Annotated in this window: 17 protein-coding genes; all 17 read left to right on the forward strand. The window is 63.9% G+C overall.

Annotated features, from left to right (window positions below; translation table 11 throughout):
- The first annotated feature begins 32 nt into the window (after positions 1-32).
- The 17 genes from hisA (at position 33) to Q3Y53_RS10085 (ending at position 14,062) form a co-directional block, all read left to right on the forward strand.
- The gene (hisA, locus tag Q3Y53_RS10005) at positions 33-800 is read left to right on the forward strand and encodes a 1-(5-phosphoribosyl)-5-[(5-phosphoribosylamino)methylideneamino]imidazole-4-carboxamide isomerase (protein WP_303535539.1); all 768 of its coding nucleotides are present in this window, start codon (positions 33-35) and stop codon (positions 798-800) included.
- Between the two features lie 128 nt (positions 801-928).
- Complete coding sequence (locus Q3Y53_RS10010) at positions 929-1,297, forward strand: Fur family transcriptional regulator (protein ID WP_226424454.1); 369 nt, start codon at positions 929-931, stop codon at positions 1,295-1,297.
- A 68-nt stretch (positions 1,298-1,365) separates the two neighbouring features.
- A complete protein-coding gene (locus tag Q3Y53_RS10015; protein ID WP_303535788.1) occupies positions 1,366-2,961 on the forward strand; it encodes a DUF3685 domain-containing protein in 1,596 nt (531 codons plus the stop codon).
- A gap of 15 nt (positions 2,962-2,976) precedes the next feature.
- The gene (locus Q3Y53_RS10020) at positions 2,977-3,543 is read left to right on the forward strand and encodes a thylakoid membrane photosystem I accumulation factor (protein ID WP_226424316.1); all 567 of its coding nucleotides are present in this window, start codon (positions 2,977-2,979) and stop codon (positions 3,541-3,543) included.
- A gap of 64 nt (positions 3,544-3,607) precedes the next feature.
- Positions 3,608-4,768, forward strand: a complete 1,161-nt coding sequence (locus Q3Y53_RS10025; protein ID WP_226424315.1) for a F420-0:Gamma-glutamyl ligase — start codon at positions 3,608-3,610, stop codon at positions 4,766-4,768.
- A gap of 37 nt (positions 4,769-4,805) precedes the next feature.
- Positions 4,806-5,837: a hypothetical protein gene (locus Q3Y53_RS10030; RefSeq protein ID WP_226424314.1), complete on the forward strand. Its 1,032-nt coding sequence runs from the start codon at positions 4,806-4,808 to the stop codon at positions 5,835-5,837.
- Entirely contained in the window at positions 5,837-6,313 is a 477-nt protein-coding gene (ruvX, locus tag Q3Y53_RS10035; RefSeq protein WP_226424313.1) for a Holliday junction resolvase RuvX, read from the forward strand. The genes Q3Y53_RS10030 and ruvX overlap by 1 nt, the downstream gene beginning before the upstream one ends.
- A 20-nt stretch (positions 6,314-6,333) precedes the next feature.
- Positions 6,334-6,888 carry a DUF3727 domain-containing protein gene (locus tag Q3Y53_RS10040; RefSeq protein WP_226424312.1) on the forward strand — a complete coding sequence of 185 codons (555 nt, stop codon included), beginning with the start codon at positions 6,334-6,336 and terminating at the stop codon, positions 6,886-6,888.
- The gene (locus tag Q3Y53_RS10045; protein ID WP_226424311.1) at positions 6,876-7,397 is read left to right on the forward strand and encodes a YqeG family HAD IIIA-type phosphatase; all 522 of its coding nucleotides are present in this window, start codon (positions 6,876-6,878) and stop codon (positions 7,395-7,397) included. The genes Q3Y53_RS10040 and Q3Y53_RS10045 overlap by 13 nt, the downstream gene beginning before the upstream one ends.
- Entirely contained in the window at positions 7,394-8,467 is a 1,074-nt protein-coding gene (proB, locus tag Q3Y53_RS10050) for a glutamate 5-kinase (RefSeq protein ID WP_226424310.1), read from the forward strand. The genes Q3Y53_RS10045 and proB overlap by 4 nt, the downstream gene beginning before the upstream one ends.
- Before the next feature lie 35 nt (positions 8,468-8,502).
- Entirely contained in the window at positions 8,503-9,546 is a 1,044-nt protein-coding gene (gene lpxD, locus Q3Y53_RS10055; RefSeq protein WP_226424309.1) for a UDP-3-O-(3-hydroxymyristoyl)glucosamine N-acyltransferase, read from the forward strand.
- Positions 9,547-9,578: 32 nt separating this feature from the next.
- A complete protein-coding gene (gene leuB, locus Q3Y53_RS10060; RefSeq protein WP_303535543.1) occupies positions 9,579-10,652 on the forward strand; it encodes a 3-isopropylmalate dehydrogenase in 1,074 nt (357 codons plus the stop codon).
- A gap of 64 nt (positions 10,653-10,716) precedes the next feature.
- Positions 10,717-11,619, forward strand: coding sequence for a phosphoribulokinase (locus tag Q3Y53_RS10065; RefSeq protein WP_226424307.1), 903 nt, complete (start codon positions 10,717-10,719; stop codon positions 11,617-11,619).
- Positions 11,620-11,686: 67 nt separating this feature from the next.
- Positions 11,687-11,974 (forward strand): hypothetical protein, encoded by a 288-nt coding sequence (locus Q3Y53_RS10070; RefSeq protein WP_303535545.1) that lies wholly within the window; start codon positions 11,687-11,689, stop codon positions 11,972-11,974.
- Positions 11,962-12,759 carry an A24 family peptidase gene (locus Q3Y53_RS10075; RefSeq protein WP_303535546.1) on the forward strand — a complete coding sequence of 266 codons (798 nt, stop codon included), beginning with the start codon at positions 11,962-11,964 and terminating at the stop codon, positions 12,757-12,759. Before Q3Y53_RS10070 ends, Q3Y53_RS10075 begins: the two co-directional genes overlap by 13 nt.
- Before the next feature lie 53 nt (positions 12,760-12,812).
- Entirely contained in the window at positions 12,813-13,694 is an 882-nt protein-coding gene (gene accD, locus Q3Y53_RS10080; RefSeq protein ID WP_226424304.1) for an acetyl-CoA carboxylase, carboxyltransferase subunit beta, read from the forward strand.
- Positions 13,691-14,062 (forward strand): hypothetical protein, encoded by a 372-nt coding sequence (locus Q3Y53_RS10085; RefSeq protein WP_303535548.1) that lies wholly within the window; start codon positions 13,691-13,693, stop codon positions 14,060-14,062. The genes accD and Q3Y53_RS10085 overlap by 4 nt, the downstream gene beginning before the upstream one ends.

The following is a 14,062-nucleotide window of genomic DNA, read 5'->3' on the forward strand; positions in this document are numbered from 1 at the left end:
CTGCAGGATGGAGGGTCTCTGGTCCGCCCCCGATGGAGATCCTTCCCGCCATTGATTTGCTCGATGGAGCCTGCGTCCGGCTCCACCAGGGGGATTACGACCAGGTGACCCGATTCAGTGAGGATCCTGTTGCTCAGGCATTGAGCTGGCAGAGCCAGGGGGCAACCCGTCTGCACCTGGTGGATCTTGATGGCGCCAAACGGGGAGAGCCGATCAATGACGCAGCGGTGCGGGCCATCACCTCCGCCCTCGACATCCCTGTTCAGCTCGGTGGTGGTGTGCGCTCGCTTGAGCGTGCCGAAGAGTTGATCGCCTGTGGTCTGGATCGGGTCATCCTCGGCACGGTGGCGATTGAACAGCCGCAGTTGGTCCAGGAGTTGGCCCAACGTCATCCCGGCCGCATCGTTGTTGGCATTGATGCCAACGATGGCCGAGTGGCCACCCGGGGCTGGATCGAGCAGAGCGATGTTCTGGCCACCGATCTGGCCAAGCAGTTCAGTGCCGCTGGTATCGCGGCGATCATCACCACCGACATCGCTACCGATGGGACCCTCGCCGGCCCCAACCTGGAGGCCTTGCGAACCATGGCGCAATGCAGCGCTGTTCCGGTGATCGCCTCCGGTGGCATCGGTTGTATGGCCGATCTCCTGTCGCTCCTGCCCTTGGAGCCCCTTGGTGTGACAGGAGTCATCGTTGGCCGAGCCCTTTACGACGGCCGTGTTGACCTGGAGGAGGCCATCGCCGCGTTGGGTGAGGCAAGGCTTCAGGACGTCACTGCCGTGGCGGCAGACATCGCCTGAGCTGGCCTTGGGCCTTATGGTTGATGCAGAAGGCCCTTTCTGTGGTAAGAGCAGCAGCCGGCAAGAACAGCTCGCCGTCCCTCGCGGGCAGCTTGCAGGAGGTGTTCGAGCAATGCCGGGGGCTGGGGATGCGCCTCAGCCGTCAGCGGCGCATGGTGCTCGACCTGCTCTGGAGCGAAAAGAGCCACCTCAGTGCTCGCGACATCTTTGAACAACTGAACCTGAGGGGTCGCAGCATCGGCCATACCTCGGTGTATCAGAACCTCGAAGCCCTGCAGTCGGCAGGGGTGATCGAGTGTCTCGACCGCGCCAGTGGTCGCCTGTACGGCTACCGGAGTGATCCCCACAGCCATCTCACCTGTCTGGACAGCGGTTCGATCGAAGACATCGACGTTGTTCTTCCCGACGACCTATTGCGTCAGATCGAACAGCGCACCGGCTTTCGCATCGAGTCGTACACCCTGCAATTGAACGGCCGCCGCACCCTGGAGAACTGAGCAGAAGCTCGTTACCTTGAGCCCAACTGTTTCGGGTTCAACCCTTGACCTCCCCTTCGCCGGTGCGGATGTTGCTGCTCGCTCCGGATCTGCTCGGGGAGTCGCTTGCGCTGAAACTCACCTCCGCCCGCACCGATTGGGAGGTGGTGCTTCGTCCTGAGCGCTTGACGGGCTCCCCTGCCCTGGTGATCTGGTCGATCGACACCGTGGCCTCATTGTCGGCGATTCAGCAGGAGCTGTTCGCCCTGCAGGAGCGCTGGCAGCCCGCCCCGGTGTTGTTGCTGCTGCCCAGCGAGCTACGTCTGTCGCGGGAACAGCTGCTGGAGCTGCCGGCCGCCGGCCTGCTTCAAAACGTTGATGCCGAGGGCCTGCAGAACGCCATTGAAACTTTGCTGCAGGGTGGGCGCGACATTCGCCTTGAGGCTGCTTCGGAGACCCAGAACCAGGGTCAAACCATGGGCCTGGGGCAGTGGTTGCTGGTCAGTGGCCTGCAGCAGGTCAGCCGCGACCTCCAAGGGGTGGAGGCCCTGCTCAATCCACCCCCGGAGCAGCCCTTGCTGTTCCTTCTGCTCCAGGGGCGCCGACGTGAATTGCGCTTCGCCAAGGGTTTGCTGCTCTGGCTCTGGGGGCCGCTGCAAATGGGCCTCGAGCATGCAGAACCTTTGGCCCCATCTGTGTCCAGCGATGGATCACCCACCACCACGGCGATCAGCCTGCGTGAACGCAATGCCGTTGCGGTTTGGGATGCGATCCGAGACCGCATCGATGCATCGGTTCAGGCGGGATTGACCAATTCCACCGGCCGTCTGCTGGCGATTGAGGGCCTGCACCCGGATCGCCGCCGGGAGTTGCTTCTGGCTCTGCTGCAACAGCTTGATCAGGTCTTGCAGCGCCTGCGCAGCCGCCAGGACAGCAATGCGATAGCCCAAGCCTGGGATGCCCTGCAGCCCGAGTTGCGACAGCAGGCTCTGACCGCTTTGGCCGGTAGCTACGTCCAGATCCCCTGCGACGGCGAGCTGCAACCGGTGGTGGCATCGCTGCTCAGCCGTGCTGATCTCACCGGTGCGGACGGCGAGCTGCCGGATCCAACCGGAATGCTGGCCCCGTTGGTGGCCGATCAGCCGATGCTGGTGAATGGTTTGCTGCTGCCGGCCGATGACCCCAGGGCCTTCCTGCAGTTGGAAACCCTGGTCAGCAACTGGCTGGTGCGGACGGCTGAACTGATTGGTGCCGAACTGCTCGATGCCTGTGGTGACTGGCCAGAGCTGCGTCGTTATCTGCTGCGGGATCCCCTCCTGGCGACCCGGGAACTCGATCGCCTCAGGAATCGCTTGAACACCCAGCTGCGTTGGGCGGATTGGGTTGAGCGCCCGATTCAGCTCTACGAAAGCCAGCGCACCCTGTTTCAGTTGCGCTCCGGTCGCATCGAACCGCTTCTACTGACTGAGCCCCGCGACAAAGAGCTCAATCAGCTGGGTTGGTGGCAGCGGCAGGTGGCCTTGCTGTTGGAAGCCAGGGATGCCCTCGCACCGCAGGTGCAGGCCCTGGTGCGCCGCATCGGCGACCTTGCTGTGATCCTGCTCACTCAGGTGCTGGGTCGCGCCATCGGTCTAGTTGGGCGGGGCATCGCCCAGGGCATGGGACGCAGCTTCGGCCGCGGTTAGGTCCCTGGGTCCACAATGGCGATCCGCTGCTTCGGCTTGATGCTTGCTTTGGTGCGCTGTCTGATCACCGTTTCGATCGCGCTGCTGCTCCATGTCGCTCCAGCCGCCGCTGTGTTGAACAGTGACAGCTACGACGGCAACATCTATGCCCTCTATGCCGGCAACGGTTCGTTGGTGCCTCCCGCAAACACCCTGGAGGAGTCCCTCGCTGAGGGACGCACGGCCGTGATCGTCTACTACCTGGATGACAGTGCCGTGAGCAAACGCTTCGCTCCGGTGGTGTCTGAACTGCAACGGCTTTGGGGCCGCAGCATTGATCTGCTGCCGCTCTCCACCGATCCGCTGCAGGGCCGAGAAGCGCTGGGTGCCGGTGATCCAGCCACCTATTGGTCTGGAACCATTCCGCAGGTGGTGGTGATCGGCACCGATGGCCGGGTTGTTCTCGATCAGAACGGTCAGGTTCCCCTGGCGGCGATCAACGACGCCATTAGCGCCTCCACCGGTCTTCCCGCTCCCGATCTGGGGCGGATTGATCAGGAAGGCAGCTTCAACGAAGTGAACATCGAAGTCACCGCCAACTGAGACGCCCATCTCCATGGCGCCTACGCTGCCGCCCAGTTGTCCCGGTCGCTGAGCCGGATCCGCTGTGTCGCTGCTGCTTGCTCCGCTAGGCCTTGGACTCGCTGTGGCCTGGTTGGAGCTCCGCCACCGCCTAAGACCCGCCTCGCCGTTGAGGATGACGCCTCGCGACTGGCGCGTCGATGATCTGGGCGGGCGGCTTCGGATCGAAGGTGTGCTTGAGATCAGCAACCCCCACCCCCGCATGGAGGTTTTTGTGCCGGAGCTGCGGGTCGAGCCCGTGCTGCTGGGGTCCTCCGACCCCGCCGGTCTGGAGGTGAAAACGCGGATCACTGCCGACCATCCCGATGAGGAGACCCGGGCGGACGGCTACTGGGCGGCTTACATCGTTAAAGGACGCAAGACCACGCGTGCCCGGGTTTCGATCGAGATCACCGGACCAACGCCATCGGCCCGGGTCGACAGCCTCTGGGTGGATGCCCACTGGGTGAATTACGGACCCTTCGGTCGCCTGCAGCGCCGTCAGGGCGTGCTGGTTCCCCTGACCCGTCCGGACCCCCTGCAGCCCGATCAAGCCCACTTCCGCCAGGGGGAAGGGTGCCGTGTGTTGCCGCTGCGCACCCACCTGCTCGGACCCCTGGATGACGCCATTGACGTCTTGCGCACCTATGCCGCTGATTTAGTCCAGCCCGGCGACATCCTTACCATTGGCGAGACCCCCGTGGCTGTGATCCAGGGTCGCTACCGCCATCCAAGTGAGGTGGAACCCGGCATGGTGGCGCGTCTGGCTTGCCGTGTGTTCCACCCCACCAGCAGCCTGGCCACGGCCTGCGGTATGCAGACCTTGATCGATTTGGTGGGCCCGACCCGGGTGCTTGCAGCCTGGCTGGGGGGGCTGCTGATGAAGCTGGTGGGCATCCCCGGGGGCTTCTATCGCCTCGCCGGTGACCAGGCCCGCTTGATCGACGACATCACCGGAACCACACCGCCCTACGACCAGACCATTGTTCTGGGTCCATCCCGGGCCGAGCAGTTCTGTCGTGATGCCTCTGCTGAACTCGGAGTTGACGTTGCCATCGTCGACGTCAATGACCTCGGCCGTGTGAAGGTGCTGGCTTCCAGCCCAGGTTGTGATGAGGGCTTGCTGGGCCGGGCCCTGCGCCCCAATCCCGCTGGCAATGCCAATGAGCGCACCCCCCTTGTCTTGGTGCGGCCAGGCCTGGAATGAGCGATACATTGTGAACAGTTGGGGTGGAGGGTGTCCGGTGACAGAACCCAAGACAACCTCCATCCGCATTGAGCCCCTCAATCCGGCCCACCTGGCGCAGTGGGTGCAAGACGCGCCGATCGATCAGCTCTCACGGTTTCAGGGCTTCCTGATCGGTGAATGGCTTTCAAGAGTCGAGCAGCGCTTCCCTGATCTGCTCCCCAGCCGCTCGCCACGTTGCTTGATGGCCCTTGAGGCTGATCGCCCGGTGGCCAGTGTGGTGGCGCGGCCGTTCAACCGCCGCGGCAGCTGCTGGATCCTCCATTTGCCGGAGCTGCTGGGGCCGGTGGACGATCACAGCCATCGCACCATTCAGCAATCCTTGCTTCAGCAGGCCCTGCTGTCCTGGACGGCCCAGATCTGCAGCTGGGTGATCCGCTGTCCGGCCACCGATGCCGATGCCATCGCCCTGCTGCGGGAGCTTGGTTTTCAACCGCTTCGCCCGTATCAGTGCTGGTGTCCACCAGGTGGCGAGGTTGAGTCGACGGGCAGCGATCAGCTGCCTGCGGGTCTGCGTTGGGCGGCACTGAACCGCCGCACCGCCCAGTTGCTGTGGCCGATTGAGCAGGGCGGTAGCCACAGCCACCTGCGTCAGATCACCGACCGCCATTGGCTGGATCTGCTGGATCGGAACGGACCCGGCTGCGGCGTGCTCATGGCCGGAGACGCTGTTCTTGCGGGCTGCATCCGCCTTCCCGACGCGGGCGAGGCCGGTTTCCTGGAGCTGATGCGTGATGTCGCCTGGGATCCCCGGCTGGATCAGGCCCTTCCCCACGTCTTGAACGGCATCATTCAGCGCGGCCGCCCGCGCGGGCTGCTCACGGCGTTTGACGATGCACCCCTCAACCGGATCCTGGAGGCGGAGGGGTGGATCCGCGGCGAAGAGCTGCTGCTGCTCGGACGCAGCATGTGGCGGCGTCAGTCACCCCAGCGCAACCTGCAGCTGACCCGATCGCTCGATCAGGTGCTGGGCCGTTTGCGGCCCCAGGGCACACCCCTGCCCACGCCAAGCCTGGGTGATCGGCACTGATGCGGCCGCGTCCCTGTTCGATCCTCAGCCTGGATGTGGGCCGGCGGCGCATCGGCCTGGCCGGCTGCGATGCCCTCGGTATCAGCGTCACGCCCCTCGCTGCCCTGCGTCGCGGTCGCTTTGATGCCGATCTGCTCGTTCTGCGGTCTCACTGCCGCGAACGGTCGGTGCAGGGGCTCGTGGTGGGATTGCCCCTGGATGCCGCGGGCCAGCCCACGGCCCAGGCGGAGCATTGCCAGCGTTACGGCCTGCGGCTGGCCGCCGCCCTTGACCTGCCCCTGGCCTGGGTGAATGAACACAGCAGCACCTGGGCGGCCGGTGAACAGTTCGGGTTGACGGGCGACCGCAGCGGGCGTCTGGACAGTGCAGCTGCTGCCCTGCTGCTGGAGCAGTGGCTTGCGGATGGTCCGGAGCTCAAACCGGCCCAACAGAGTGCCTCAAGGTCGGGCGCCGGGGCTGGCGATGGTGGATCCTGAGCCCAGTCATAGCCGCGTCGATGTCTGAGTCGGGTCCCGGTAAGAGCAGCGATCACCCCACCCTGCTGGTACGCGACCGCGAGGGCCATGACCTGCTGTGCTTTCTCGAGCATCTGATCCCCATCGAGGGGCAGGACTACGCCTTGCTCTCGCCGGTCGACACACCGGTGTCGCTGTTTCGGCTCAATGACGATGCTGAGCCGGTGCCGATCACGGAAGTCGCTAGCAGCGAGCCGATTCTCTCGGTGGCTGATGTGGTGCTGCAGGAGCACGACCTGGTCTTGGTGCGATCGGCGATCACCCTCACCGTCAGTGGTGAATTGGAGGAGCCGGATCAGGACGAGCTCGATGAGCTGGAGGAGGACGACGACGTTGATGAGGACGCCGAGACCTTTGAACTGCTGGTGAGCTTCATGGTCGAAGCGGAGGAATACGGCCTCTACATCCCGCTCGATCCTTTCCTGGTGTTGGTGCGGATGGTGGATGGTCAGGCGGTGCTGCTGAGCGACGATGAGCTCGATCGCGTTCAACCCTTGATTGAGGCCGAACTGGAGGAGCGTGAATGGCCGGAGTGACGGCACAGCGTTGGTTGACCCCTGATTGGGATCCGCATCTCACCATTGCCCAGCTTTCGCTGCCCCACCTCACGGCCCATGGTCTGCGGGCCGCCGTGATCGATGTCGACCGCACTCTCCTGCCCGGTCGTGATGTGACCTTGCCAGGGCCGGTGCGCGACTGGATGGTGGATGCCGGCCGCCGCCTTCAGCTGCATCTGTTCAGCAACAACCCCTCCCGCGATCGGATTGCTGCTGTGGCTGATCAGCTGGAGGTCAGCTTCACCTTCGGTGCTGGCAAGCCCCGGCGTGGCGCCCTGCGCAGGGTGGTTCGCGATCTCTCGCTGCCACCGGAGGCGATCGCGATGATCGGAGACCGCCTGTTCACGGATGTGCTCTGCGGCAACCGGATGGGGCTCTACACAGTGTTGGTGCGACCGGTTCGAGAGGACGGCAAGCCTTGCCGCCATGACCGGGTGCAGCGGTTTGAACGCGCCATGGCACGCGTCATGGGGGCGCCTTCAGCATGACCCTGTGGGTCGTGAAAATCGGTACCAGCCTGCTTCGGGGGGAGACCGCCGCCACGATTGATGGCTACGCCCGCTGCTTCGCAGGGGCCATGGCCCGGGGGGACCAGGTGGTGCTGGTCACCAGTGGTGCCGTCGGGCTGGGCTGCCAGAAGCTGGCTCTCACCAGCCGACCTGAGACGGTGGTAGCCCTGCAGGCCGCTGCAGCCATCGGCCAGGGCGCGCTGATGGCTCTGTATGAACGGGCGATGGAACGCCACGGTCATTCCGTGGCTCAAGTGTTGCTGACCCGCTCCGATCTGGCCGATCGCCGTCGCTATCAGAACGCTTCGGGCACCTTGCGGCAGCTGCTGAGCTGGGGGGTGCTGCCGGTGATTAACGAGAACGATGCCCTCTCGCCGGCGGAGTTGCGCTTCGGCGACAACGACACCCTCTCGGCTTTGGTCGCCGCCGCCGTTGAAGCGCAGCAATTGATCCTGCTGACGGATGTTGATCGCCTCTATTCCTCCGATCCAAGGGTTGATTCCAACGCCGAACCGATCTCGGATGTTCGCCACCCCCGCGACCTTGACCAGCTGGAACAGGGGGCCGGCGACGGTGGTCGCTGGGGCACCGGGGGCATGACCACGAAGCTGGCGGCAGCCCGCATCGCCACCGCCAGTGGCATCACGGTGCAGCTCGCCGATGGCCGCGACCCAGCTCGCCTCGAGGCCTTGTTGCAGGGGGAACGGGGGGGGACAGTGTTCCATCCCCACCCCGAACCCCTGGGCAATCGACGCAGTTGGCTCGCCCACGTGCTTCGGCCTGAGGGTGAACTTCAGCTGGATGCGGGGGCCTGTGATGCGCTGCAGCACCGTGGCGCGTCTCTGCTGCTGGTGGGGGTGACGGCGGTGCGGGGCGACTTCGCCGCCAATCAACCCGTTCAGTTGTTGGACCCCCAGGGCGAGGACCTGGGCCGCGGCCTCTGTTCGATGGACAGCGACCAGCTACGGGCCGCGATGAATGACCCATCTCCGGGGGACTCTTCCCCGGTGGTGGTGCATCGCGATGGTCTGGTGCTTCGCAGCCGTTAACCACGTCTACGATCCGGCCGTCTGCCCTGGCCTCCATGCGTTTCAGCACCCTGATCAAGGTTCTGCAGACCGGTGATGCAGGCCTGCGCTGGAGCCAGGCGGGCTTGGACCCATGGCTTGAGGGTGCTGCTTCGCTCGATCAGGCCTCAACCGCGCAGCTCAGCTTTTTGGAGAAGGGCAATGCCCTTACGGCGGTTTTGGGCGCCAGCGGCGTGGGTGCCTTGTTGCTGCCCGATCAACAGGATCTGATTGATCTGGCGTCGCAGCGTGGCATCGCCTTTGCGGTCTTCGCCGATCCGCGTCTGGCTTTTGCTGAAGCCCTCGATCAGTTGCATCCCCGCCGCCGGCCCTTGGCGGAGATTCACCCCTCGGCGGTGATCGATGAACGGGCTGTGGTGGGCCCTGGCACGGCGGTGGGCCCGCGGGTCTGCATCGGTGAGGGGAGTCGTGTGGGCGCTGACTGCATCCTTCATCCGGGTGTCGTGATCTACGACGACGTGGTGGTGGGTGATGGCTGCGAGCTGCACGCCAATGCCGTGCTGCACCCCGGCAGCCGTCTCGGGCGCGGCTGTGTGGTGAATTCCAACGCCGTGGTCGGCTCCGAGGGCTTCGGCTTTGTGCCGACGGCGAAAGGATGGCGAAAAATGCCGCAGACAGGCCAGGTGGTTCTTGAAGACGCTGTTGAGGTGGGTTGCGGCACCACCATCGATCGCCCCTCCGTGGGGGAGACCCGCATTGGTGCCGGCACCAAGATCGACAACCTTGTGCAGATCGGCCATGGCGTCACCACCGGGCGTGGCTGTGCCTTCGCGTCCCAGGTGGGCATCGCCGGGGGAGCCCGGATCGGCCAGGGGGTGATCCTGGCGGGCCAGGTGGGGGTCGCCAACCGCGCTGTGGTGGGTGACGGTGCTATCGCCAGCTCCAAGAGCGGCATTCACGGTGAGGTAGCCCCCGGAGAGGTGGTGAGTGGCTATCCCGCGATCCCGAATCGTCTCTGGTTGCGCTGTTCCGCCGCCTTCAGCAAGTTGCCGGAGATGGCCAAGACCCTGCGGGAGCTCAAGCGCGACACCCCTCAGTAACCTCAGCGGTCGACCTGCCGCACCGCACCGTCATGGCTCAGCACCGCGTTGTTCTCCTTCCCGGTGATGGCATCGGCCCCGAGATCACCGCTGTCGCCCGCCAGCTGCTGGAGGTGGTGAGCCAGCGCCATGGCTTTTCGCTGAGCTTTGAGGAACAGCCCATCGGCGGCAGCGCTATCGATGCCACCGGTGAGCCGCTGCCTGCCAGCACCCTGGAGGCCTGCAAGGCTGCCGATGCGGTGTTGCTCGCCGCCATCGGCAGCCCCCGCTTCGACAGCCTTCCCCGCGAGAAACGGCCGGAGACCGGATTGCTTGGCCTGCGCGCCGGCATGGAGCTGTTCGCCAATCTGCGGCCGGTGAAGATTGTTCCGGCCCTCATCGATGCCAGCAGCCTCAAGCGTGAGGTGATCGAAGGTGTGGACCTGATGGTGGTGCGGGAACTCACGGGGGGGATTTATTTCGGTCAGCCCAAGGGACGCATCGAGACCGAGGGGGAGGAGCGCGGTTTCAACACCATGACCTACTCAGCCTCGGAGGTGGATCGGATTGCAAAGGTGGCCTTTGAGATCGCCCAGGAACGGCGGGGCCGGCTCTGCTCGGTGGACAAGGCGAATGTGCTCGATGTGAGCCAGCTCTGGCGGGACCGGGTTGATGCGATGGCGCCCACCTATGGCGGAGTGGAGGTGAGTCACATGTATGTGGACAACGCGGCGATGCAGCTGGTGCGTGATCCACGCCAGTTCGATGTGCTGCTCACCGGCAACCTCTTCGGAGACATCCTCAGCGACGAGGCGGCGATGCTCACCGGCTCCATCGGCATGCTGCCCTCGGCCTCCCTTGGCAGTGAGGGACCTGGTCTGTTTGAGCCTGTGCACGGTTCTGCCCCCGACATCGCCGGTCAGGACAAGGCCAATCCCATGGCCATGGTGCTGTCGGCCGCAATGATGCTGCGCATTGGTCTGAAAGAATCCGCGGCCGCCGATGATCTGGAAGCGGCCGTCGATGCTGTTTTGGCCGGTGGCTTCCGCACCGGTGATCTGATGGCAGAAGGCTGCACCCAGCTGGGTTGTCGCGCCATGGGTGAGCAATTGCTTAAAGCTCTTTAAGCCCGAGATTGGTGCAATCGGGCCCTGATCTGGCAGGATCGCCGGGCCCGTAGTCCCTGCGTCGATGTCGAAGCGTCATCCGGTTGTCGCTGTTACCGGTTCTTCCGGAGCTGGAACCAGCACCGTCAAGCGCGCCTTCGAGCACATCTTTGCGAGGGAAGGCATTACCCCTGCAGTGGTGGAAGGCGATAGCTACCACCGCTACGAGCGGATGCCCATGAAAAAGGCCATGGCGGATGCCCTGGCCAAGGGTGAGAACTTCTCCCACTTCGGCCCTGAGGCCAATCTCTTCGACAAGCTTGAGGAACTGTTCCGCACCTACGGCGAAACCGGTGCTGGTCAGAAGCGCTACTACCTTCACAGCGTCGAAGAAGCTGCTGAACACAACGCCCGTCTTGGCGTCAACCTCGAGCCGGGTCAGTTCACGCCTTGGGAAGACATCCCCTCAGGCACTGACGTGTTGTTCTACGAAGGCCTTCACGGCGGTGTGAAGGGCGAGGGCTACGACGTGTCCGCCCTGGCCGACCTCTTGGTGGGTGTGGTGCCGATCACCAACCTCGAGTGGATTCAGAAGATCCACCGGGACAACGCTGAGCGTGGTTATTCCGCTGAGGCCATCGTTGACACGATCCTGCGCAGGATGCCCGATTACATCAATCACATCTGCCCTCAGTTCAGCCAGACCGACATCAATTTCCAGAGGGTCCCCACAGTGGACACCTCCAACCCCTTCATCTGCCGGAACATTCCGACCCCGGATGAAAGCTTCGTGATCATCCACTTCCGCAAAGGTGCTCGTGAGAAGTGGGGGATCGACTTCGGTTACCTGCTGAACATGATCCACGATTCCTTCATGTCGAGCCCCACCAGCATCGTGGTGAATGGCGGCAAGATGGGCTTCGCCATGGAGCTGATTCTCACCCCGATCATTCACCGCATGATCGAAGAGAAGAACAAGGTCAGCTGAGCGCTTCTCCTTACAACAATCGTCTCTACAATGGGTCCATCTGAGTGATCAGGTGGGCTCTATTTCTTTGTCAACGCCCTCCTTTGAAATCCGTGGAGCCTCGGGGGCGCCGTCGACTCCCCGTTGGGACCGCATTGACAGCCGCTCTCTGATCGCTCAAGCCCGTCGCGTTTATTTCTCTTATCTCTCCAGCAGCCCTGCAGGGCAGGAGCCCCTCGGCGTGGTGGTGGATCCGCAGGAACCCGATGGTCGGGTGGTCTTCGAGACACCTGTTCTTCTGCCGGATGAAGAGTTCATTGCCATCGATCTGATCCGGGGGCGCACGAGCCGTGGTCGGGCTCGATGGAAGGGTTGATCCTGGTTTGGACCGGCCTGCTGGGCGCCTGCGTCGGCAGCTTCACCAACGTGGTGGCCTGGCGCTTGCCTCGCCAGGAATCGGTGGTCTTCCCCGGCAGCCACTGCCCCAAATGCGGCCATGCCATCCGCTGGTATGACAATCTCCCGCTGCTCGGTTGGCTGTTGCTGAAGGGGCGCTGCCGCGACTGTGATGCAGCGATCAGCTGGCGTTACCCCGCAGTGGAAGCCCTAAGTGCCGGCCTCTGGATCTCGGCGCTGTTGGTCTGGCCTGGTGCTGGAGGGGGGCTGCCGGATCTCTGGCTCCCCTGGGCTGGTCTCCTCTTGATCGCGCTGCTGTTGCCGCTGGTGTTGATCGATCTGGATCACCTTTGGTTGCCGGAGCCCCTGTGCCGCTGGGGGGTGGTGCTGGGCTTGCTCGTCAGCACTGCTGCTGGGATCCCTCTCCTGGCGAGCCATTTGATCGCCGCGGTGCTGGCATTGCTGCTGTTGGAAGGTCTCAGTGCCCTGGCCGAACGGTTGTTGGGACAGCCTGCGCTGGGCCTGGGCGATGCCAAGTTGGCGGCGTTGGGTGGGGCATGGCTGGGCCCCGGGGGCATTGCAGCGGCGATGGCCCTTGCGGTTGTGTCGGGAGCATTGCTCGGAAGCATCGCCCGCCTTAGTGGCCGGCTGGGCCCCAGGGAACCATTCCCCTTCGGGCCCTTCATCGCCCTGGGCATTTGGTTGGTCTGGTTGACCGGTCCGCAGTGGTGGTGGAGCACCTGGTTGATGTTGTTGGGCGCTTGATGACCAGCTCTATTCCCGGGCCGGCTTTTAATGGTGTGAGCTGACGGCCCTGTGTGTCTCTGTTCGATTGGTTTGCTGATCGCCGCAAGGGTCAGTACGTCGCCAACGTCAAGCAGGAACCGGATGAAGGCGATGGTCTTTGGAGCAAATGTCCGGAATGTGGTCAGGTCGTCTATCTCAAAGACCTGAAACTCAATGCCAGTGTTTGCGCCAACTGCGGCTATCACCACCGGATCGACAGTGCTGAACGCATCGCACTGATTGCGGATCCCGACAGCTTCCAGGTGCTGAATGCGGATCTGGCACCGGTGGATCCTCTCGGATTCAAAGACCGGCGCGCCTACGCCGACCGGCTGCGGGAGAGTCAGGCATCGACGGGGCTGAGGGATGGTGTGGTTACTGGGCTTTGCCGGGTGGAAGGCATCCCCATGGGCCTGGCAGCAATGGACTTCCGTTTCATGGGGGGATCGATGGGCTCCGTGGTCGGGGAGAAAATCACCCGTCTGATCGAGGAGTCCACCGCCCGCAAGCTGCCGCTGCTGATTGTCTGTGCCTCCGGCGGTGCCCGGATGCAGGAGGGGATGCTCAGCCTGATGCAGATGGCGAAGATTTCTGGCGCGCTGGAACGCCACCGCGAAGCTGAGCTGCTTTACATGCCCTTGCTCACCCACCCCACAACGGGAGGTGTGACCGCCAGTTTCGCCATGCTGGGCGACCTGATCCTGGCGGAACCGAAAGCGTTGATTGGTTTCGCTGGGCGCCGGGTGATTGAGCAGACCTTGCGGGAAAAGCTGCCCGACAATTTCCAGACGGCTGAATATCTGCAGGAGCATGGGTTCGTGGACACGATCGTTCCCCGCACCCAGCTGCGACCCGCCCTGGCCAATCTTCTGCGCCTGCACGGCTGCAAACCGATGGAGCTCACCAGCGCATGATCCGAGCTGGACTTGTTTTGATCCTGGCCTTGCTCTGCTGGGTCGCCCCGGTGCTGGCTGGCCCCGTGGAATGGATCGAGGTTCCCGCTACCGATGCGGGTCAGCAGTGGTGGGACCGCGGCAGTGTGCGCATTGATCGGGATGGATATCGAACCGTGCTGAGCCGCTTCACTCCAGCGGCCACCGACGACGAGGATCAACCCTCCGGAGAGCTCTATGTCATGCAACTGGACTGCTCCCAGGAGCTGTATCGCGATAAACAAGTGAATGGTTTGCCGCGTTTTCGCGCCCAATGGCAGCCTGCCGGGGATGACGGGCTGATCACCTCAGTGATTAAGGCTGTCTGTACCGAACCCCTCCCCAGCTGA

Source organism: Synechococcus sp. YX-04-1, from assembly GCF_030546365.1.
Classification (GTDB): domain Bacteria; phylum Cyanobacteriota; class Cyanobacteriia; order PCC-6307; family Cyanobiaceae; genus Parasynechococcus.